A 19,432-nucleotide genomic window follows, 5' to 3' on the forward strand; every position below is an offset into this window, starting at 1 on the left:
TCTGTGCATCTCGTTCCGGCCTGCCTAATATGACGGACCGTCAGACAAGGAGGGAAGGCCATGGACACGCGCCTCACCGCCGAACAGGACGAGATCCGCCGGACCCTGCGCGAGGTGCTGCGCGACCGCTGCGGCCCGGCACAGGTGCGGGCCGCCGCCGACACGCCCGCCGGTCACGACCCCGGCCTGTGGTCGGCCCTCGCCGACGGGCTCGGCCTGCCCGGGCTCGCCCTGCCCGAGCGGTACGGCGGCGTCGGCTGCTCGGTCACCGAGCTGGCCCTCGCCTGCGAGGAGACGGGACGCGCCCTGGCACCCTCGCCGCTGCTCGCCACCTCCGTCCTCACCGCCCCGCTGATCCTCGCCCTCGGCACCGGGGCCCAGCGCGCCGAACTGCTGCCGCGCCTCGCCACCGGGTCCCGCACCGCCGCCCTCGCCGTCCCCGGGCCCGCGCTCGCCACCGCCCTCGCGCTGACCGACGCGAACGACGGCTACCGCGCCGGCGGCGGACGGGCCGGCGGGGTGCAGGCACGGCGGGCGGAGGGCGGGTGGCGGCTGTACGGGGAGGCCGGGCAGGTGCTGGACGGGCACAGCGCGGGGGTGCTGCTCGTCGCCGCGCACACCGGGGGCTTCGCCCGGTCGCGGACCCTGCTCTTCCTGGTGGCGGGCGACGCGCCGGGACTGGTCCGCGCCCGGCAGGCCGCGCTGGACGCCACCCGCCCGCTGGGGCGCGTACAACTACGGGACGTGCGGGCGGAGTTGCTGGGGTCGGAGGAAGCGGACGTCCTGCCCGCCCTCGCCCAGGCCGGGGACGCGGTCGCCGCGGTGCTCGCCGCCGAGGCCGTGGGGGCGGCGGACCGCGTCCTGGAGCGCACCGTGGAGTACGCCGGACAGCGGATGCAGTTCGGACGGCCCATCGGGTCCTTCCAGGCCGTGAAGCACCGGCTGGCGGATGTGTACGTGGCGGTCCAGGCGGCACGCTCGGCCGCGTACTACGCCGCCTGGGCGGCCGGCCGGGGCGAACGGGCCGGCGGGCTCGCCCTCGCCCAGGCCCTCGACGCGCTGCGCCACGCCGCCGCCGAGGGCATCCAGCTGCACGGCGGCATCGGGTTCACCTGGGAGCACGACGCCCACCTGTACTTCAAGCGGGCGGCCGGCGACGAGCTGCTGTTCGGACCGGTACACCGGCTGCGGGACCGGGCCGCGGCGGTGGCCGGCCTGTTCACGGGCGGGGAGGTGGCCGTCTGATGGCCGCGGCGATCGTCGTCCGGCTCGTCCAGAGGGTGTCCTCCACCCGGCTGTTCGCCAAGGTCGCCCCGCACGTCGTCCCGGCCCTCGACCGGAACGTGCACCGGCTCACCGGGGGAAGAATCCTGCTCAGCGCCCAGCTCCTGCCGGGCGTGATCCTCACCTCGACGGGAGCCAGGACGGGACGGCCCCGCCGGACCGCGCTGGCCTGCATGCCCGAGGAGGACGGCAGGACCTGGGTGCTGATCGGCTCCAACTTCGGCCGCCCCGGCCATCCAGCCTGGACCCACAACCTCCTCGCCCACCCGGCGGCCTCGGTGAGCTGGAAGGGCCGGGACATCCCGGTCACGGCCCGGCTGCTCACCGGGGGGGAGCGGGACACCGTCTGGCGGGCACTGCTGGCGTTCTGGCCGCCGTATGCCACGTATCAGGCACGCGTGGAGCGGGAGATCCGGCTGTTCCGGCTCACCCGGGACCCGGACTAGAGCGTCGCCAGCCGTTCCACCAGCAGCAGCGCGCCGACGCCCAGCATCGCCGCGCCCGATGTGCGGGTCACCGCCCGGGCCGCGGCCGGACGGGCTCCGAGGAGGGTGCGGGCGAGGGTGCCGACGGTGAGGTAGACGGCCGCGCAGCAGGCCATGTGGAGGAGGCCGAGGGCCGCCGTCTGCGCGGGTACGGGGAGGTGCGCGCCCCTGAGGGTGAGGAACTGGGGGAGCACGGAGAGGTACAGCAGCAGGCCCTTGGGGTTCAGGCCGCTGATCGTCGCGCCGCGCAGGAACAGGCGGCCGTCGGGCGTCACCGCGGTGTCGGCGTCCGGGACCGCCGGGTGGCGCAGGACGCCCCAGCCCAGCCACAGCAGGTACCCCGCGCCGGTCACCGTCAGGGCCGTCAGCAGCCGGGGCGAGCCCGCCACCAGCACCGCCAGGCCCGCCGTCGCCAGCGCGGTGTGCAGGGCGTAGCCGCAGACCAGGCCCGCCACCGCGCGCGGGACCGAGCCGCCGCGCAGGGCGGTCGCGATGACGTACGCCCAGTCGGCCCCCGGTACGCACACCAGCAGCAGGTCCACGGCGAGGAAGGAGAAGAGCAGTCCTGAGTCCATGCCGGGGACATTAGGCGCGAATGGCCCGAAAGTGTTCCCGAAGTTTGCCCAGGACCGCGTCTTCTGCGCAAGGATCTTCTTCATGGACGACGTGGACCGGAAAATCCTTGCCGAGCTCCAGCAGGACGGGCGGCTGACCGTGACCGAGCTGGCCGCCCGGGTGCGGCTCAGCGTCTCGCCGTGCCACCGGCGACTGCGCGAGCTGGAGCGGTCCGGCGCCATCCAGGGCTACCGCGCGATGGTGGACCCGGCCTCGCTCGGCCTGAACTTCGAGGCGCTGGTCTTCGTGTCCATGCGCCAGGAGGACCGGGACACGGTCGCCGAGTTCGAGCGGGCGGTCGGCGAGCTGGAGCACGTCCTGGACGCCCAGCGGCTGTTCGGCGAGCCGGACTACCTGCTCCGGGTGGCCACCGCCGACCTGGCCGCCTTCCAGCGGCTGTACGACGAGCGGCTGGCGACGCTGCCGGGGGTGCAGCGGCTGACGTCGACGCTCGTGATGAAGCACGTGGTCCGGGACCGGCCGCTGCCCGCGGGGCGGCCGTGAGCAGGCCGGGAAACGGGAACAGGCGGTGGCCCACTCGCGTGAACCACCGCCTGAAAGACAGGACTTGATCCCCGGCCGGGGCTGAGCGCTTACTTGGACGGCTTCCTGCCCGTCACGCCCAGGTGTACCAACAGCGCCAGATTCGGCTTGAGTTCGGCCTGCTTCACACCCCAGGACGAGAAGCCCTTCTGGTGGGCCGCCACCGCCGCGAGCATCGCGACCAGCGAACCGGCCACCGCCGCCGGGTTCACGTCCTTGTCCACCCGGCCCTTGGACTGGAGTTCCGCGATCGAGTCCGCCAGGGAGTTGTTGACCGAGTTCAGGATCTTCATGCGGATCTTGTAGAACCGTTTGTCCCCCTCGGCCGCGCCGAGGTCGACCACCCGCAGGATCGCGTCGTTCCTGCGCCAGAACTCCAGGAACCCGTCCACGAGTTCCTGCGCCGTCTGCCAGCCCGACTTGCCGGCCCAGGTGCGCCCTTCGAGGAGTTCGGTCAGTCCCGCGCCCTCGGTCGCCATCTGCTCGGCGATCTCCAGGACGGCACCTTCGACGTCCGGGAAGTACTGGTAGAAGGTCGCGGGCGAAGTGCCCGCCTTCCGGGCGACATCGATGACCTTGACGTCCCGGTACGGGGAGGAGCTGAGCATCTCGCTGAGGCAGTCGAGCAGCTTCTGCCGGGTCGCCTGCCCACGCCGGCCGGCCACGCGGCCGTCGACGGTACGCACTTGTCCTGTCATGCCGTCAGCTTACCGAGGGGTGATCGGAGCGCGATTCGGCCGACTGCAAATGGGGTGCGCGGGGGCAACGGGGGTGGTGTGCCTGGTCTGCGCGGTGCGCGTGGCCCGGTTACTTTGGCGGCATGGCCGAAAACAGGGCATCCACGAACGAAGAGACATACGGGGAGGGCGTCCCCTGCTGGGTGGACGCCCAGCTGCCCGACGTCGAGGCGGGCAAGCGGTTCTACGGTGAGCTTTTCGGGTGGACCTTCGAGGAGGCGTACGGCTCCTCCGTCTGGGCCCGGCTGGACGGCGACCTCGTCGCCTCGCTGGCCCCGAAGACGGACGGCCGGATGCCCACGGTCTGGACGGTGTCCTTCGCGACCTCGGACGCCGAGGCCCTCGGCCGGCGGATCACGGCGGCCGGCGGGCAGCTCGTCATGGCGCCGTTCCCGGTGGGCGACCTGGGCGTCGCCGCCCTGGCCGCCGACCCCGAGGGCGCGGTCTTCGGCCTGTGGCAGCCCGGCACCCACCGCGGCTTCGGGCGGCGGCGGGAGCCGAACACCTTCGTCTGGGCCGAGCTGTACACCCGGGACACCGCCGCGGCCAACACCTTCTACGGCGGTCTCTTCCACGACGCCCTGTTCGGCACCGAGGCCGGGCCCGACTTCGGGCGCGCGGAGGTCACCGACGTCTTCCCTGCCGAGATGCCCCCGCACTTCCTCGTCCACTTCCGGGTCACGGATCTGGCGGACGCCCTCGGGGCCGTGCACCGGCTCGGCGGGCGGGTGCAGGCGCCACCCTTCGGGACGTCGTACGGAGTGGTGGCCGTCGTCACCGACAATCAGGGGGCGTCGTTCGCACTGCTCCAGCGCTGATGCACCCCCTTTGGGGGGTTTCAGTGTGAGACACCCTGATTGTCGCCGGGTTCGCAACCAGCCGCCCGGCCAGGAAGAATCGGGGTGCGTGCCGCCATGGCGGTGCGGTGGTGAGACGCTGCACTTCGGTCGCGTACATATGGAGAGTGGCGCGGCTCGTACGGGGAGGTGGCAGGCAGTGGTGGATCAGCTGACGCAGCACGATCCGCGGCGGATCGGGCCGTTCGAGGTGCTGGGCCGGCTGGGTGCCGGCGGCATGGGGCTGGTCTATCTCGCGCGCTCGGCGTCCGGCCGGCGCGTGGCGATCAAGACGGTGCGCACCGAGCTGGCCGAGGACCAGCTCTTCCGCGTCCGCTTCACCCGCGAGGTGGAGGCGGCCCGCGCGGTCTCCGGCTTCTACACCGCGGCCGTGGTCGACGCCGACCCGCGCGCCGCCGTGCCCTGGCTGGCCACCGCCTACGTCCCCGCGCCCTCGCTCGAGGAAATAGTGAACGAGTGCGGGCCGCTCCCGGCCCAGGCCGTGCGCTGGCTCGCGGCCGGCGTGGCGGAGGCCCTTCAGTCCATCCACGGCGCCGGGCTGGTCCACCGCGACCTCAAGCCCTCCAACGTGCTCGTGGTCGAGGACGGACCCCGGGTGATCGACTTCGGTATCGCCTCCGGGGTCTCGAACACCCGCCTGACGATGACGAACGTCGCCGTCGGCACCCCCGCCTACATGTCCCCGGAGCAGGCCAAGGACTCCCGCAGCGTCACCGGCGCCAGCGACGTCTTCTCCCTCGGCTCCACCCTCGTCTTCGCGGCCACCGGCCACCCGCCCTTCCACGGCGCCAACCCGGTCGAGACCGTCTTCATGCTGCTGCGCGAGGGCCCGGACCTCACCGGCCTGCCGGACGAGCTGCGCCCGCTGATCGAGGCCTGCATGCAGATGGAGGCCACCGCCCGGCCCACCCCGGCCGACCTCCAGGCCCAGCTCGCCCCGCACCTCTTCGGCTCCGGCTCCGACGACAGCGGCACCGCCTCCGCCTGGCTGCCGGAGAAGGCGGTCGGCCTCATCGAGTCCCGCCGCGGCGGACGCCCCGCCGCCAAGCCCGCCCCGGCGCCGACCGGGGGCCCGCGCAGCGGCGGCCGGCAGGCCGTGCCCCCGCCGCCCCCGTACGACCCGCCGGTCCCGGCGCCCGCGAGCGCCGCGGTGTCCGTCCCGACAGGCGCCCCCGACACCGGCCCGGTCCGGCTGGCCGGCGCCCAGGTGCCCATCGGCCCCGGCCCCCCGGGTCGCCGACGCCCGCGCCGCCGCCGTCAAGGCGCCCCCGCCCGAGGCCGGCCTGGTGGCGAGCTGGTCCCGGCCCCGCCCCGGCGTGGCCGGCGCCGATCCGGCCGTACCGCCCGTGCCGCCGCAGCCCCCGGAGACGGCGGCGGGCTGGCGCCCCTGGCGGTTCCGCATGTCCAACGACGTGTGGGGCACCCCCTCCGTCGACGGCGACCTGGTCTACGTCACCTCCTTCGAGGTGCACGCCCTGGACGTGGCCACCGGCCGCCGCCGCTTCAAGACCCGGGACGTCGCCTGGTCCATGGCGGTGGCGGACGGCCGTATCCACGCCTCCGACGGCCCCACCCTGTTCGCCCTGGACGCCCGCGAGGGCACCGACCTGTGGCGGCTGTCCACGGACGCCTGGGTGTACTCCCTCAAGGCGGACCGCGGCACGGTCGTCACCGGCACCCGCGGCGGCGGCGTCCAGGCCTGGGAGGCGACGAGCGGTCAGAAGCTGTGGGAGATCACCGGCTGCCAGACCGACTTCGAGTCCCCGGAGGCGGGCGCGGTCGTGCACGACGGCACGGTCTACGTCTGGCAGGACGCCCGGCTGCGCGCCCTGGAGGCCCGCACCGGCGAGGAGCGCTGGTCGTACCCCATCGGTGACGCGGCCTCCTGCGGTGGTGTCCCGGTCCGGCTCTCCCCAGCCCCCGACGGCTGCGTCTACGTCTCCGCGGGCACCCGCGTGCTCGCCATCGAGGCGGTGAGCGGCATGGTCCGCTGGCACTTCGAGGCCCCGGCGGTCTTCCTGAGCCCGCCGGCCTTCGCTCCCGGACCGGCCGTCACCGGCGGCGGCATCTACCTCGCCGACTACCTCGGCACGGTCTACGCCCTCGACGCCGCCGACGGCCGCGACCGCTGGCGCATCGCCACCGAGGCCCGCTCCTCCGTCGAGCCGGTCCTGGTGGCCGCCGGGCACGTGCACGTCGGCAGCGGCAAGGGCCTCTACACCCTCGACGCGGTCACCGGCACCCCCAAGTGGCGCTTCCAGGCGGGCGGCGACGTCGTGGGCGCGCCCGCGGTGGCGGAGGGCCGCATCCATTTCGGCTCCACCGACCACCTCCTCTACACCCTGAAGGCCGACGACGGACGCCTGCGCTGGAAGCTCGCGACCGGCGGCGAGATCACCGGCTCCCCGGTGGTCAAGGACGGCGTGGTGTACGCGTGCAGCAAGGACCGGTGCGTGTACGCGCTGGACGCGGAGAAGGGCACGGGCACCGCGCGGACCGCTTGAGCGGGTGACGGCCGTCGTACCGGTTGCACGGAAGGGCCTGGGACGGCGGCCGTCGTCGCGGGGGAGCGGGGTTCGTCCCCCGCTCTCAGGGCAGACGCTACGCCGGGTACGCGGCGGTCGCCACACAGTGACATGGCCGTGACAGCCATCCCCTAGAGTGCTCGGCATGCATCGACGGGGGCACATGCTCAGACTGACGGCGGTTTCGGTCCTGGTCGTTCTGGCGCTGACCGGATTCAAGAGCCGCGGCCACGGACACGGCGGCAGCGGCGGCGGGTGCAGCAGCTCCAGCCAGGACCACGACAGCTCCTCGTCCACGTCGTCGGGCGGCGGCTACGGCTCGGGCACGCACCACGACTACGACGATGACGACGACTACTACGGCGACGACACCTCCGCCGGCTCGTCCGGCGGCTCGGCCGGCACACCGACCCCCTCCGAGCACCAGGACGGCACCGCACGGCTGGTGAGCTGCGCGACGGCGAAGAAGCCCTATGCGACCATCGAGGTCACCAACCCCAACGCCGCCGACAGCAGCTTCGACGTCCACATCACCTTCGAGGACGCGGACGACATGACGGTAGACGGCACCATCAAGGAGGTCGACGTGCCCGCGAGCGGCACCAGCACCATCCGGGTGCCGCTGACGAACGCGAAGGAGAACGCCACCGAGGTCGACCACTGCGACCTGGACCCGGTGGCCTCCTACCACTGGTGACTCTCAAGCGCCTCACCGGTGCGGGGCCCTCCCGTCGGCTGGGCTGGCAGGCGTCTCATGAGTCTCTCAGGTCACACAGCACCGGTGATTGGCGGATTCGGGCCACCCTCACCGGCCGTCGCGGCACCAGACCTACCCCGCATCTTGGCCCGAATCCGCCGATCACCGTGTGAAGGGGCGATGCGGCATTCCCGGGGAAGGCCGCAGCCGCCGATTCACCCGGCGTGCACGCGAGGTGCTGCCGCGCCCCACTCACCGGCCGCAAGCCGCTTAGCTGGGCCGTGGCCCAGCCCGGTACCGGGCCCTCGGGCCAGTTACCTGCGCACCGTCGGCAGGGTGGCGCGAACGCGCCTCACATGCACGCCGGGTGAACCGGGTGCGGTCAGCCCTTCAGAGAGTCGAGGAAGGCACTCCAGGCGAGGGGACGGAAGAGGAGTACGGGTCCGTCCTGGGGCTTCTTGGAGTCGCGGACGGGGACGAGGCCGGGGTGTGCGTCGGCCACTTCGACGCACTCGCCGCCGCTGCCGTTGCTGTAGCTGCTCTTGCGCCACACGGCGGTGCTCAGGTCAGTCCCGGTGCTTGCCATCTCGATAGTCCTCCGCCGCTCGTTCGACCATGGCCAGGGACGCCTCTGGCGGTAGTGCCGCGGCCCTGAGCAGATCGTACGACCTGCGGTAGTCCTTCACGAGCGCCGGATAGTCGATGAGTTGGCCGTTGTGGAGCCCTTCGGTGTAGGCCACCGGTGGGGCGTCCGGGAAGGTCATCACCCTCATCATGCCCATCATGAACGGATGGGCGTGCGCCGTTTCCGGGAGGATCTGCAGAACGCCCTGCGTGGAGCGCATCACCTGAGCGATGTGCTCCAACTGCTCCGCCATCTCCGCCGGGGGCAGCAGGGGCTTGCGGACAAGGGACTCGTGCAGCACCGCCCAGAACGACGGCCGCTCCTCCCGGTCCCAGATCTTCGCGCGCTGCAGCCGGGCCCGGACCTGCTTGTCGACGGTCGCGGGCGGCAGCCAGGGCAGCGACGTGTGGACGACGGCCTCCGCGTAGGCCTGCGTTTGCAGCAGTCCCGGTACGAGCATCGGCGCCCAGTCCTCGATCGTCTCCGCGTGCCGCTCCATCTCCGCCACATCCGCGAAGTACTCCGCGTGCCCCGACTGCCGGGCCCGGCGCGCGTCTTCACACCGCCGCTCGAAAAAGCCGTCCGTCCCCAGCACCTTGTCGACGTGCCGGGCCAGATCCACCGGCATCCGCCGCTCTCCCCGCTCGATCTGGCTCAGGAACGGCACGCCCCGGAAGCTGCCCTCCGCCAGCTGCTCCAAGGTCAGCCCCGCCAGCTCACGCTGATAGCGCAACTCGGCACCGTAGAAGGAGGGCACGTTCGCCGAGGCGTCCGGGTCTTTGCGTGGGGGCATAAGTCGTCACCGCCGTTTGCCTGTTGCGCTTGCGCAGCCGAAACCTCTTCAAAAGGTACCGGCGCGGGCATCACTGTGTGACTGTTTCGTCACAGAGCGCACAGGAAGGCGTACGCAACCGTGTCGTCCTCGAATCTTCCCTCCACCCAGCGGGCCAACTCCGTCTACGACACCACCCTCTGCGTGGACGACCTGCGCGAGGCGCTCTCCGCCCACGGCATCACCTTGCCCTCCCTCCGGGTGGACCTGCCGAGCTTCGCGGGCAGATACGAACCCCCGGCCGGCCTGGTCGCGCTCGGCAACTGCAACGCGGCGACGGCGCGCAAGCTGGCGAGGGCGCTGCGGGGTGAGGAACGTGCACCGAGCCGACCGCCGCTGGACGTCGAGGTGGTCGCCGTACCGAAGGCGCTGCAAGGGCTGCGCCGTACCGTCCGCCGTTACCTGGACGCACCCTGCGCCGACGTCCAGCTCTGCGTCACCGAACTCGTGGGCAACGTGATCCGGCACGTGGGGGAGGGGGTTTGTGTCCGCGTACGGGTGGCCCGGACGGAGGGTGGGCGCATCCGCGTCGCGGTCACCGACCCGGAGGCGAAAGCCGTGCCTGTGCTCCTGCCCGCCGCGGACGACGACGAGGCGGGGCGCGGCCTTGCGCTGATCGACGCGGTGACCCTCCGGTGGGGCGTGGAGCAGGGGGTGGAGAAGACCGTGTGGTGTGAGCTGGCGGAGGGAGAGTGACCGGTCGCCTCGGCGGGGCACACGGCCAGGGGCCGAGCTTCCCGCCCGGCCCCTGGCAGATGCGCTGCCGTGTCACGGCGCGTGGCTGTCCGCCAGCGCCTGGCTCGCAGCAGCGGCGGTGGCTCCGAGGATCAGGCCACGGTGGCCACATCCTTCTTGGTGAGCGTCATACGCCATTGCCTTGTTGGACGGGTATCGGCGGACTCGACGTCAACTCCCGCCGAAGAACGGCTGGATCTTGCTCCGCACACACCTCGGCCGCGGCGGCTCCCCCTCCGCGCCGCCGCGGCCGATCCCCGTCGGGGTGGTGGCTTACTTGCCGTTCAGGTCCAGGGCCGGCGGGGCGGGCATGGCGTTATCCATCGTCTTGATGGTGTCCTTGAGGGGTCCCGTCGGCATTGCGTTGTCGAGCGTCGTGACGGTCTCGTCTTCGGCAGGCGGTGTGGGCATCGCGTTGTCCTGCGGAGTCGCTGCGGTGTCCTTGATCTGGTCGCTCATGATCTCGTGATCCTCTGCTGTTGTGACGAGTGAGGAACGCCCGCCCAGAGGCTCCCCCGAGGGCCACCGGACGGGCGTTCGGAGCCGCACTCTAATGGGTTGGGCTCCTGTCAGACCGCCTGCCCCCCGACGCGACGGTCCGGCACGTATGAGAGTGCCTGATGCCGATAAACGAATGCTGAACGGCTCCGGAGCGTGTGCGTGTGTCCCGACGCCTCAGGCGGCTGACGTCGGTCTGATCAGTGCTCGGACGCTGTCGGCCTCCGGGGCACCGCTCTGCTCGTACAGGTTGAGTGCCTCGCGCCAACAAGCCTTTGCGCGATCCATTTGTCCGAGTTTGGTCAGGGAGTGCCCGAGTAGAGTCAGCACGTTCCCACGCATGCGGTCACCGCCGATGCAGCCCAGCGCGAGTGCCTGCTCGGCGTGCTGGGCGGCCTGAGCGGGATGATGAGCGGCCAAGTGAACTTCGGCGATTCGGAAGTTGGCGGTACCTTCCCAGAGCCTCTGCCGGTGGTCGCCGAAGATACGCAGTGCGTCGGAAAACTGGCTGAGCGCTTCGCTGTGGCGACCGGCCTGGATCATGGCAACGCCCAGCGCGTAGTGGCTGTTGGCGAGTCGTACCGTCCGGCCTATCTCGCTATGTGCGGCCACTCCACGCTGCGCGATCTCAACTGCTCGCGTGATGTCGCCCAACCCCAGGTACGCGCGGGACAGATTACCCAGGCTGGTTGCTTCGAATGGCCGGTTGCCAGCCGCGCGTAGTCCGTCGATGGCCCTCTCGAAGAACGCCTTGCCCTCTGCGTGCCTTCCCTGATGCAGGCACATGAGCCCGCGGTTATTGGCCACCCAGCTCACAGCGGTGGAGTCGCCTACCTTCTCGGCCAGTTCCATCGCTATACGGGCTTCCGTTTCCGCCTGCTGTATGCGCCCGGACACCAGCAGCACATCGGTCAGCACGGTGCGAGCTCTACCCTCTGCCCGAGCGTCCCCCGCTCTCCGGGTCGCCTCACACATCGCCCGGGCCGTCATCTCATACTGGTGCGAGTTGGCCCCGGACTCGGTCAGGTCTTTCGCCGCCCAGAGCAGATCGACACCACGTCGCAGCCGATGTGAACCAGTCGATTGTCGGGCGCAGGCCAGCAACGGTGCCGCCTCGGTGTACAGCCAGTCGAGTGCTCCCGCCGCTTCTGCGAACCGCAGCCCTGGGTACTCCGTCGGCTCCAGATCGTCCACCAAGCGGTCACCGGGGCGTTCCATCGCATATACACCGGCAGTCGTAGCCAGATAAAAGTCCAGCACCCGAGACATCGCCGCCTCCCGCTCGCTGGGCGGCCACTCGTCCCTCTCCGCGCAAGCCCGCGCGTAGAGCCGTACCAGGTCATGGAACCGGTACCGCCCGGGCGCCGCGGATTCCAGCAGCGACGTGTCCACCAGGGACTCCAGCAGGTCCTCCGTCTCCTCCGCGGGGAGGTCCAGGACCGCGGCGGCAGCGGCAAGCGAGATGTCCGGGCCGTCCGCGAGGCCCAGCAGGCGGAACGCCCGGGCCTGGGGCGGTTCCAGTTGGCCGTAGCCCAGTTCGAAGGTGGCCTTCACCGCCAGGTCGCCGGCCTGCAGCTCGTCCAGGCGGCGCCGCTCGTCCGCCAGCTTCGCCGCCAGGACCGAGACCGTCCAGGTGCGGCGGGCCGCCAGGCGGGACGCCGCGATGCGGATCGCCAGTGGGAGGAAGCCGCAGGCCGCCACCACGTCCAGGGCGGCCTCGCGTTCCGCCGCCACCCGTTCCTCGCCGACGATCTTCGTGAACAGCGCCAGCGCCTCGTCCGGGGACATGACGTCCAGGTCGACCAGGTGGGCGCCGGCGAGGTCGAGCATGCGGACGCGGGAGGTGACCAGGGCCGCGCAGCCCTCCGTCCCTGGCAGCAGCGGCCTCACCTGCGCCGCGTCCTTCGCGTTGTCCAGCAGGACCAGGACCCGGCGGCCGTCCAGGACCGAGCGGTAGAGCGCTGCCCGCTCCTCCAGGGTGTCGGGGATGTTCGCGTCCGCCGTGCCCAGGGCCCGCAGGAAGGAGCCCAGCACCGTCTCCGGCTCCGCCGGCCTCGGCCCCGCGCCCTGGAGGTCCACGTACAGCTGGCCGTCCGGGAAGGCGGGGCGGGCCCGGTGGGCCACGTGCACCGCCAGGGTGGTCTTGCCGACGCCGCCGATGCCGGCCAGGGCGGAGACCGCCATCACCCGGCCCTCCGCCTCCGACGCCGAGGACAGCACGTCCGTCAGTTCCGAGACGAAGGACGAGCGGCCCGTGAAGTCGGGGACGGAGGCCGGGAGCTGTGCCGGGCGGACCGGGGTCGCCGTCGGTTCCGTCACGGGGGCGGAAGGTTCCGCCAGGGCCGGGTCCGCCTGGAGGATGCGCTGCTGGAGTTCGCTCAGGCCCGGGCGGGGGTCGACCCCCAGCTCCTCCGACAGCAGGCGGCGGGTGTCCGCGTACACCGCGAGGGCCTCCGCCTGGCGGCCGCTCCGGTACAGCGCCAGCATCAGCAACTCGCGCAGGCGCTCGCGGAGCGGGTGCGCCGCCGTCAGGGCCGTCAGTTCCGAGACCGCCTCCGCGTGGCAGCCCTGTTCCAGGTCCAGGTCCAGGCGGGTTTCCAGCAGGCCGAGCCGCCACTCCTCCAGGCGTGCCCGCTGGGCCTCGGCGTACGGGCCGGGGACGCCGGCCAGGGGTTCGCCGTCCCACAGGTCGAGGGCCTGGTTCAGGACCGATCGGGCGCGGCTCAGGTCGCCCGCACCCCGCGCCTTCTCCGCCTCCGTCGCCAGGTCCTGCGCGACCGCCAGGTCCAGGGCGCCCTCGCGCAGGCCCCGGACCGCGTACCCGCCGGACTCGCTGATCAGGACGCCGGGGCTCAACACCTTCCGCAGCCGGGAGGCGTACGTGCGGACCGCCGCCAGTGCCTGTGACGGTGGCTCGGACCCCCAGAGCGCGTCGATCAGCTCCGCCGCCGTGGCCGTACGGCCCTCGCGCAGCAGCAGGGCGGCCAGCAGGGCGCGCTGCTGGGGGGAGCCCGTGCTGAGCGCGTCCTCGCCGTGCCAGGCCCGCACCGGACCGAGCACGCCGAAGCGCAGCGGGCCGGGCTCCGCGACGGGCGCGGAGCCGGCACGCCGCTGCTCGGGTACTCGCGGCCCACCGTCCATGCGTTCGTCCCCCTCGGCATCACGAACAACCCCGTCAGTTTGCCTTGTTCCGGGCGGTTGCGTCAGCCGTGGGAGACGCCGATCACAGAGGGCCACACCTGGGTGCACAGAGCTCTCACAACCTCTCCGCATGCCGGACGCGGGCACCGAGAGCTGACGGAACGTTCAGGAAGAGCGGCGTCGGCCGGGACGTGGGTGTGTACGCCCCGCACGCGTGCGGCGAGGTGCAGTCCCTGGTGTGGCCGGGGTGAGGGACCGGCCGTCGACGGGGCTCAGTCCGTCAGGTCCACCCGTACGGTCAGCAGGTCCGTGCCGAGCGCCCGTACCGCCGTGCTGTTGAGGCGGGGCAGGGTGCGCAGCCGGGCCACGGGGTCGTCGTCGGGGAGCAGGTGGGCGGTGCCGTGGTGCCAGCGGCCGGCGATGCGGACCCGGACCGTGGGGTCGGCCTGGATGTTGCGCACGTACTGCGACTTCAGGCCGAACTCGGAGACCAGCCAGAAGGAGTTCCCGACCCGGCGCCCGCCGACCGGGGTCCGCCGGGGCAGACCGGACGTCCGGCCGGTGGTCTCCAGCAGGGTCTGGAACGGCAGGCGCCGGTTGAGCGGGTTGGCGACGTACCGCTGGACGCGGGTCACGACGCGGTGCTTGCGGTCTGCGTGGCCTGACACGACTCCGGCTCCCCTGTTCTCTTCCGGCACGAGGATGCCAGCCTCCACCGGGGCCACGACTGAGCGCAACGGGGGCGCGGGCCGGGCGCGCCTCACCGGGCCGCCCCGGGCTTGCCGTCTCCGGCCCGCCCGAGGAAGACCGGGTTGGTGAGCGCGGCCATCGCCCCCGGCACCGGTCCCAGTGCCGTCTCGTGCCGCAGCTCGGCCCGCACATAGGCGGCGCGTTCCGGGGTCGTGCGCCACTCCACGGTGCCCGTGCCGGACACCGGCAGCGGTCCGCCGGTGAACAGCACGCCCTGGTCGGTGACGAACCGCACCGAGCAGCGCGGCGCCCCGGACACCTCCAGGCGGACGGTCACGGGCGTGTCGCGCCCGACCGCCAGCCGCTCCCCGATCCCCGCCCGTTCGCCTCCCTCGGCCGTCGCGGAGAACGCCACCGAGACGTGCCGTGACTCGGCCACGTACGACCGTCCGGCCCGCAGCCCCTCCTGGATCGCCTCCCGGGTCAGATCGTCGGCGAGCACGACCGTCTGGGGCAGCCCGACCACGTCCGGGGCGCGGTGGGCGTCGCTGTCGCCCATCGCCGGCAGCCACGTCCGCTCGCCCCGCACCGACGCCACCAGCCCCGCGTCCCAGGCCGCCAGCGCCAGTTCGTCGTCGGGCGTCCAGGGCCCGTTCCACACCTCCACGGCGTCCGCCTCCGCGAACCCGAACTTCCAGCCGCAGCCCACGCAGTCGGCGTGCGGATGGGCCGGCACGACCAGACCGCCCGCCCGCCGGATCTGCCGCGCGAAGTGCGCCCAGCGGCCGTCCCGGGCCCGGTAGCGCCAGTCGACGAAGGTGCCCGGATCGGTGCCGAGCGCCAGCACGTGCCCGTTCCTGGTGGTGACCTCCTCGCCGAGCAGCACCAGCAGGTCGTCGCCGGCCGCGTCGGCCCAGTGGGCGTGCGAGGCGTGGGTGTTGTGGTCGGAGCTGTTGAGGAAGTCGAGTCCGGCCGCGCGGGCCAGGTCCGCGATCTCGGCCGGGGTGCGGCGCCCGTCGGAGTGCCAGGAGTGCAGATGGCAGTCGCCCCGGTACCAGTCCCGGCCCCGCCCCCGGGCCCGGTCCGGCGGGTACACCGCCTCGGGCGTCTGTCCCGCGGCCCCTTCCGTCAGCGTGACGGTCACCTCGTACGACAGCCCCTGCGGCGCCACGGTGTACGGACCGAGCGCGATGTACCAGGTGCCGGGGGACAGCGGCCCGGGGAGATACCCGGGCGTGGCCTCGTCCGCGCGTACGAAGAACTCGCTGCGCGCCCCACCCGACCATCCCCGGAACCCCCGCCCGCCCAGCTCGGTACCGCGCCGGTCGAAGAGCCCGATGTCGAGGGCGTTGCCGGGGGTGCCCGGCGGGACGGGGGGTTTGTCGTACGTGTAGGAGACCCGCAACTCGCGGATTCCCAAAGGCACTTCGAAAGGGAGGTACACGTAGTCCGGCGAACCGGGTGCCAAGGTGCCGCGCAAGGTCGTCACGAGGTCCACGGTAGGCGCCCCAAGGGGCGCGGGACAGTGTCGATATGCGCCTGCGCCGCGTGGGCACGACGAGCCACACCGCACCCGCGCGTGCCCCTGACGAGCGACCGACCAGTCGGTACGATGCCTCATGCGCATCTCCGTCACGATCTTCCTCACCGACGAGACCGTCACCCCCGTCCGGCTGGCGCAGGAGCTGGAAGCACGCCGCTTCTCCGGCCTCTACCTCCCGGAACACACCCACATCCCCGTCGACCGCACCACCCCCTACCCCGCCGGCGGCGACCTCCCCCGCGAGTACGGCCGTACCCTCGACCCCTTCGTCGCCCTGGCCCAGGCCGCCGCCGTGACCCAGCGGCTGGCGCTCGGTACCGGCATCACCCTCGTCGCCCAGCACGACCCCATCGACCTCGCCAAGCAGATCGCCTCGCTCGACCACCTGTCCGGCGGCCGCTTCACCCTCGGCCTCGGCTACGGCTGGAACGTGGAGGAGGCCGCCGACCACGGCGTGACCTGGCGGACCCGCCGGGAGCTGGTCCGGGACCGGATGGCGCTGATGCGCGCGCTGTGGAGCGAGGAGCCGACCGCGTACGAGGGGGAGTTCGGCGCCGTACGGGCCAGCTTCGCCCACCCCAAGCCCGTGCAGAAGCCGCGCGGCCCGGTCGTCGGCCCGCGCACGCTCGTCGGCGGGGCGGCCGGGCCGAAGCTGTTCGCGCACATCGCCGAGTACGCCGACGGCTGGCTGCCGATCGGCGGGCGCGGGCTCTCCGAGGCGCTGCCCGTGCTGCGCTCGGTGTGGGCGGACGCGGGCCGCGACCCGGCCGCCCTCCAGGTCGTCCCGTACGCCGTCCGGCCCACCCCCGGCAAGCTCGCCCACTACGCCGATCTGGGCATCGAGGAGGTCGTGGTGCAGTTGCCGCCGGCCAGGGAGGCGGAGGTGCTGCGCGCGCTCGACGCCTACGGCCCCCTGCTGCCGGACAGTGCCCCGCAACAGTGATCAAACGCGAACGTATGCTCAAGGAATGACGACTTCCGCGACCTCCGGAACCGGCCCCACCGAGAACTCCATGCGTCGCGCCCTCAAACGCGCCCGGGACGGCGTCGCCCTCGACGTCGCCGAGGCGGCGGTGCTGCTCCAGGCGCGGGGTGAGAACCTCACCGACCTCGCCGCCTCCGCCGCCCGGGTGCGGGACGCGGGCCTGGAGGCGGCGGGCAGGCCCGGCGTCATCACGTACTCGAAGAGCGTCTTCATCCCCCTCACCCGGCTGTGCCGGGACAAGTGCCACTACTGCACGTTCGTCACCGTGCCCGGCAAGCTGCGCCGCGCCGGGCACGGCATGTTCATGTCCCCCGACGAGGTGCTGGACATCGCCCGCAAGGGCGCCGCCCTCGGCTGCAAGGAAGCCCTGATCACCCTCGGCGACAAGCCGGAGGACCGCTGGCCGGAGGCGCGCGAGTGGCTCGACGCGCACGGCTACGACGACACGATCGCCTACGTCCGCGCCATCTCCATCCGCATCCTGGAGGAGACGGGACTCCTTCCCCACCTCAACCCCGGCGTGCTGACGTGGACCGACTTCCAGCGGCTGAAGCCCGTGGCGCCCAGCATGGGCATGATGCTGGAGACGACCGCGACCCGCCTGTGGTCCGAGCCGGGCGGCCCGCACCACGGCTCTCCGGACAAGGAACCGGCCGTCCGGCTGCGCGTCCTGGAGGACGCCGGCCGTTCCTCCGTCCCCTTCACCTCCGGCCTGCTCATCGGCATCGGCGAGACCTACGAGGAGCGCGCGGAGTCCCTGTTCGCGCTCCGGAAGGTCTCCCGGGCCTACCACGGCATCCAGGAGCTGATCATCCAGAACTTCCGCGCCAAGCCGGACACGGCGATGCGCGGCATGCCGGACGCCGAACTGGACGACCTTGTCGCCACGGTGGCCGTCGCCCGGCACATCATGGGCCCGGCGGCCTGCCTCCAGGCCCCGCCGAACCTGGTCGACGCCGAGTACGAGCGGCTGATCGGCGCCGGCATCGACGACTGGGGAGGGGTCTCCCCGCTGACCATCGACCACGTCAACCCCGAACGCCCCTGGCCGCAGATCGAGGAACTCACCGAGCGCTCCCGGGCGGCCGGTTTCAGCTTGCGCGAACGCCTCTGCGTCTACCCCGAGTTCGTCCGTCGCGGCGAGCCCTGGCTGGACCCGCGGCTGCGTCCGCACGTGTCCGCCCTCGCCGACCCGGTCACCGGACTCGCGCTGCCGGACGCGCCGGTCACGGGCCGCCCCTGGCAGGAGCCGGAGGAGGTGTTCACCGCCACCGGCCGCACGGACCTGCACAGTTCCATCGACACCGAGGGCCGAACGGCCGACCGGCGCGCCGACTTCGACGAGGTGTACGGCGACTGGGAGGCCCTGCGGGAGGCTGCCGCCCCCGGCATGGCCCCGGAACGCATCGACACCGACGTGCGCGAGGCGCTGCGCACGGCGGCCGACGACCCCACCCGGCTGACGGACGCCGAGGCCCTCGCCCTGCTGCACGCGGACGGTCCGGCGCTGGACGCGCTGTGCCGGGTGGCCGACGACGTCCGCAGGTCTGCGGTCGGCGACGACGTCACCTACATCGTCACCCGCAACATCAACTTCACCAACGTCTGCTACACCGGCTGCCGGTTCTGCGCCTTCGCGCAGCGCCGCACGGACGCGGACGCGTACACGCTCTCGCTGGAGCAGGTCGCCGACCGCGCCCAGCAGGCGTGGGACGTGGGCGCGGTCGAGGTGTGCATGCAGGGCGGCATCCACCCGGACCTGCCGGGCACCGCGTACTTCGACATCGCGAAGGCGGTGAAGGAGCGCGTCCCGGGCATGCACGTGCACGCCTTCTCCCCGATGGAGGTGGTCAACGGCGCCACCCGGACCGGGATGTCGATCCGCGAGTGGCTCACGGCCGCCAAGGAGGCGGGTCTCGACTCCGTCCCCGGTACGGCGGCGGAGATCCTGGACGACGAGGTCCGCTGGGTGCTGACCAAGGGCAAGCTGCCCACGGCCACCTGGATCGAGGTGATCCGCACCGCGCACGAGCTGGGCATCCGCTCGTCGTCCACGATGATGTACGGGCATGTGGACCAGCCCCGGCACTGGCTCGGCCACCTGCGCACGCTGGCCGGGATCCAGCGGGAGACGGGCGGCTTCACGGAGTTCGTGACGCTCCCGTTCATCCACACGAACGCGCCGGTGTACCTGGCGGGGATCGCCCGGCCCGGCCCGACGATGCGGGACAACAGGGCGGTGACGGCGATGGCCCGGCTCCTGCTGCACCCGTGGATCCCCAACATCCAGACAAGCTGGGTCAAACTGGGTACCGAGGGGGCGGCGGAGATGCTCCGCTCCGGCGCGAACGACCTCGGCGGGACGCTGATGGAGGAGACGATCTCCCGCATGGCGGGCTCCTCGTACGGCTCGTACAAGTCGGTCCGCGACCTGGTCGCGGTGGCGGAGGCGGCCGGCCGCCCCGCGAAGCCGCGCACCACGCTCTACGGCGAGGTACCGCAGGAACGGCAGCGGGCGGCCGAGGCGTCCGACGGCCACCTGCCGGACCTGCTGCCGGTCCTGGACTGAGCGGTCCCGGGCCGAACCCCTGGACCGGCCTGACGGGGCGGGAGGCCGGGACCGACCTCTGGACCGAGCCC

General features: G+C 72.5%; 16 protein-coding genes and 2 pseudogenes. 10 read left to right on the top strand and 8 right to left on the bottom strand.

Translation table 11 applies throughout. The features are described from left to right. Window positions 1–60 precede the first annotated feature (60 nt). Both OO52_RS09565 and OO52_RS09570 read left to right on the top strand, forming a co-directional pair. Window positions 61–1,245, top strand: coding sequence for an acyl-CoA dehydrogenase family protein (locus tag OO52_RS09565; protein ID WP_030642884.1), 1,185 nt, complete (start codon window positions 61–63; stop codon window positions 1,243–1,245). Beyond that, window positions 1,245–1,730, top strand: coding sequence for a nitroreductase family deazaflavin-dependent oxidoreductase (locus OO52_RS09570; protein ID WP_030642882.1), 486 nt, complete (start codon window positions 1,245–1,247; stop codon window positions 1,728–1,730). Before OO52_RS09565 ends, OO52_RS09570 begins: the two co-directional genes overlap by 1 nt. On the opposite strand, the gene OO52_RS09575 is transcribed toward OO52_RS09570, so the two are convergent. Further along, a complete protein-coding gene (locus tag OO52_RS09575) occupies window positions 1,727–2,344 on the bottom strand; it encodes a LysE family translocator (protein WP_030642880.1) in 618 nt (205 codons plus the stop codon). The two genes, OO52_RS09570 and OO52_RS09575, sit on opposite strands and share 4 nt — an antisense overlap. A gap of 82 nt (window positions 2,345–2,426) precedes the next feature. On the opposite strand from OO52_RS09575, the gene OO52_RS09580 reads away from it, so the two are divergent. After that, the gene (locus tag OO52_RS09580; RefSeq protein ID WP_030642878.1) at window positions 2,427–2,888 is read left to right on the top strand and encodes an Lrp/AsnC family transcriptional regulator; all 462 of its coding nucleotides are present in this window, start codon (window positions 2,427–2,429) and stop codon (window positions 2,886–2,888) included. Window positions 2,889–2,977: 89 nt separating this feature from the next. Here OO52_RS09580 and OO52_RS09585 read toward each other — a convergent pair whose 3' ends face one another. Then, complete coding sequence (locus OO52_RS09585) at window positions 2,978–3,613, bottom strand: TetR family transcriptional regulator (protein ID WP_030642877.1); 636 nt, start codon at window positions 3,611–3,613, stop codon at window positions 2,978–2,980. Window positions 3,614–3,747: 134 nt separating this feature from the next. On the opposite strand from OO52_RS09585, the gene OO52_RS09590 reads away from it, so the two are divergent. From OO52_RS09590 to OO52_RS09600, 3 genes and pseudogenes are all read left to right on the top strand, one after another. Next, window positions 3,748–4,482: a VOC family protein gene (locus OO52_RS09590; RefSeq protein ID WP_167347902.1), complete on the top strand. Its 735-nt coding sequence runs from the start codon at window positions 3,748–3,750 to the stop codon at window positions 4,480–4,482. Window positions 4,483–4,660: 178 nt separating this feature from the next. Next, a pseudogene (locus OO52_RS09595) lies at window positions 4,661–7,025 on the top strand (PQQ-binding-like beta-propeller repeat protein). A 166-nt stretch (window positions 7,026–7,191) separates the two neighbouring features. Further along, window positions 7,192–7,743, top strand: coding sequence for a hypothetical protein (locus OO52_RS09600; RefSeq protein ID WP_030642871.1), 552 nt, complete (start codon window positions 7,192–7,194; stop codon window positions 7,741–7,743). Between the two features lie 382 nt (window positions 7,744–8,125). On the opposite strand, the gene OO52_RS09605 is transcribed toward OO52_RS09600, so the two are convergent. Next, the gene (locus OO52_RS09605) at window positions 8,126–8,329 is read right to left on the bottom strand and encodes a DUF397 domain-containing protein (protein WP_030642867.1); all 204 of its coding nucleotides are present in this window, start codon (window positions 8,327–8,329) and stop codon (window positions 8,126–8,128) included. After that, window positions 8,310–9,161, bottom strand: a complete 852-nt coding sequence (locus tag OO52_RS09610; RefSeq protein WP_030642866.1) for a helix-turn-helix domain-containing protein — start codon at window positions 9,159–9,161, stop codon at window positions 8,310–8,312. Before OO52_RS09610 ends, OO52_RS09605 begins: the two co-directional genes overlap by 20 nt. Before the next feature lie 183 nt (window positions 9,162–9,344). Between OO52_RS09610 and OO52_RS52560 the strand changes: the two are divergent. After that, window positions 9,345–9,506: pseudogene (locus tag OO52_RS52560) on the top strand (ATP-binding protein); the annotation flags it as partial. 42 nt (window positions 9,507–9,548) lie between these two features. Continuing rightward, on the top strand, window positions 9,549–9,896 hold the full coding sequence (locus OO52_RS52565; RefSeq protein WP_267881451.1) for an ATP-binding protein: 348 nt from the start codon (window positions 9,549–9,551) through the stop codon (window positions 9,894–9,896). Between the two features lie 312 nt (window positions 9,897–10,208). Here the strand turns inward: OO52_RS52565 and OO52_RS09620 are convergent, their stop codons facing one another. The 4 genes from OO52_RS09620 to OO52_RS09635 all read right to left on the bottom strand — a co-directional run bounded on the left by OO52_RS09620 (window position 10,209) and on the right by OO52_RS09635 (window position 15,753). Then, the gene (locus OO52_RS09620; protein ID WP_030642861.1) at window positions 10,209–10,394 is read right to left on the bottom strand and encodes a hypothetical protein; all 186 of its coding nucleotides are present in this window, start codon (window positions 10,392–10,394) and stop codon (window positions 10,209–10,211) included. A 216-nt stretch (window positions 10,395–10,610) separates the two neighbouring features. Beyond that, a complete protein-coding gene (locus OO52_RS09625) occupies window positions 10,611–13,574 on the bottom strand; it encodes an AfsR/SARP family transcriptional regulator (RefSeq protein ID WP_030642859.1) in 2,964 nt (987 codons plus the stop codon). Between the two features lie 272 nt (window positions 13,575–13,846). After that, complete coding sequence (locus OO52_RS09630; RefSeq protein ID WP_030642857.1) at window positions 13,847–14,242, bottom strand: nitroreductase/quinone reductase family protein; 396 nt, start codon at window positions 14,240–14,242, stop codon at window positions 13,847–13,849. Window positions 14,243–14,334: 92 nt separating this feature from the next. Beyond that, window positions 14,335–15,753: a CehA/McbA family metallohydrolase gene (locus tag OO52_RS09635; RefSeq protein WP_030642855.1), complete on the bottom strand. Its 1,419-nt coding sequence runs from the start codon at window positions 15,751–15,753 to the stop codon at window positions 14,335–14,337. Window positions 15,754–15,883: 130 nt separating this feature from the next. On the opposite strand from OO52_RS09635, the gene OO52_RS09640 reads away from it, so the two are divergent. Both OO52_RS09640 and OO52_RS09645 read left to right on the top strand, forming a co-directional pair. Continuing rightward, window positions 15,884–16,750 (top strand): LLM class F420-dependent oxidoreductase, encoded by an 867-nt coding sequence (locus OO52_RS09640; RefSeq protein WP_030642853.1) that lies wholly within the window; start codon window positions 15,884–15,886, stop codon window positions 16,748–16,750. A gap of 25 nt (window positions 16,751–16,775) precedes the next feature. Next, on the top strand, window positions 16,776–19,361 hold the full coding sequence (locus OO52_RS09645; protein WP_030642850.1) for a bifunctional FO biosynthesis protein CofGH: 2,586 nt from the start codon (window positions 16,776–16,778) through the stop codon (window positions 19,359–19,361). Window positions 19,362–19,432: the final 71 nt, after the last annotated feature.

Origin of the sequence: Streptomyces flaveolus (assembly GCF_000716535.1) — a bacterium.
Taxonomy (GTDB): domain Bacteria; phylum Actinomycetota; class Actinomycetes; order Streptomycetales; family Streptomycetaceae; genus Streptomyces; species Streptomyces flaveolus_A.

What these genes read in the sequence shown, in the direction of transcription:
- OO52_RS09565 (WP_030642884.1), top strand. Translation starts at nt 61, where the DNA reads ATGGACACGCGCCTCACCGCCGAACAGGACGAGATCCGCCGGACCCTG.
- OO52_RS09570 (WP_030642882.1), top strand. Translation starts at nt 1,245, where the DNA reads ATGGCCGCGGCGATCGTCGTCCGGCTCGTCCAGAGGGTGTCCTCCACC.
- OO52_RS09575 (WP_030642880.1), bottom strand. Translation starts at nt 2,344, where the DNA reads ATGGACTCAGGACTGCTCTTCTCCTTCCTCGCCGTGGACCTGCTGCTG.
- OO52_RS09580 (WP_030642878.1), top strand. Translation starts at nt 2,427, where the DNA reads ATGGACGACGTGGACCGGAAAATCCTTGCCGAGCTCCAGCAGGACGGG.
- OO52_RS09590 (WP_167347902.1), top strand. Translation starts at nt 3,748, where the DNA reads ATGGCCGAAAACAGGGCATCCACGAACGAAGAGACATACGGGGAGGGC.
- OO52_RS09600 (WP_030642871.1), top strand. Translation starts at nt 7,192, where the DNA reads ATGCATCGACGGGGGCACATGCTCAGACTGACGGCGGTTTCGGTCCTG.
- OO52_RS09605 (WP_030642867.1), bottom strand. Translation starts at nt 8,329, where the DNA reads ATGGCAAGCACCGGGACTGACCTGAGCACCGCCGTGTGGCGCAAGAGC.
- OO52_RS09610 (WP_030642866.1), bottom strand. Translation starts at nt 9,161, where the DNA reads ATGCCCCCACGCAAAGACCCGGACGCCTCGGCGAACGTGCCCTCCTTC.
- OO52_RS09620 (WP_030642861.1), bottom strand. Translation starts at nt 10,394, where the DNA reads ATGAGCGACCAGATCAAGGACACCGCAGCGACTCCGCAGGACAACGCG.
- OO52_RS09625 (WP_030642859.1), bottom strand. Translation starts at nt 13,574, where the DNA reads ATGGACGGTGGGCCGCGAGTACCCGAGCAGCGGCGTGCCGGCTCCGCG.
- OO52_RS09640 (WP_030642853.1), top strand. Translation starts at nt 15,884, where the DNA reads ATGCGCATCTCCGTCACGATCTTCCTCACCGACGAGACCGTCACCCCC.
- OO52_RS09645 (WP_030642850.1), top strand. Translation starts at nt 16,776, where the DNA reads ATGACGACTTCCGCGACCTCCGGAACCGGCCCCACCGAGAACTCCATG.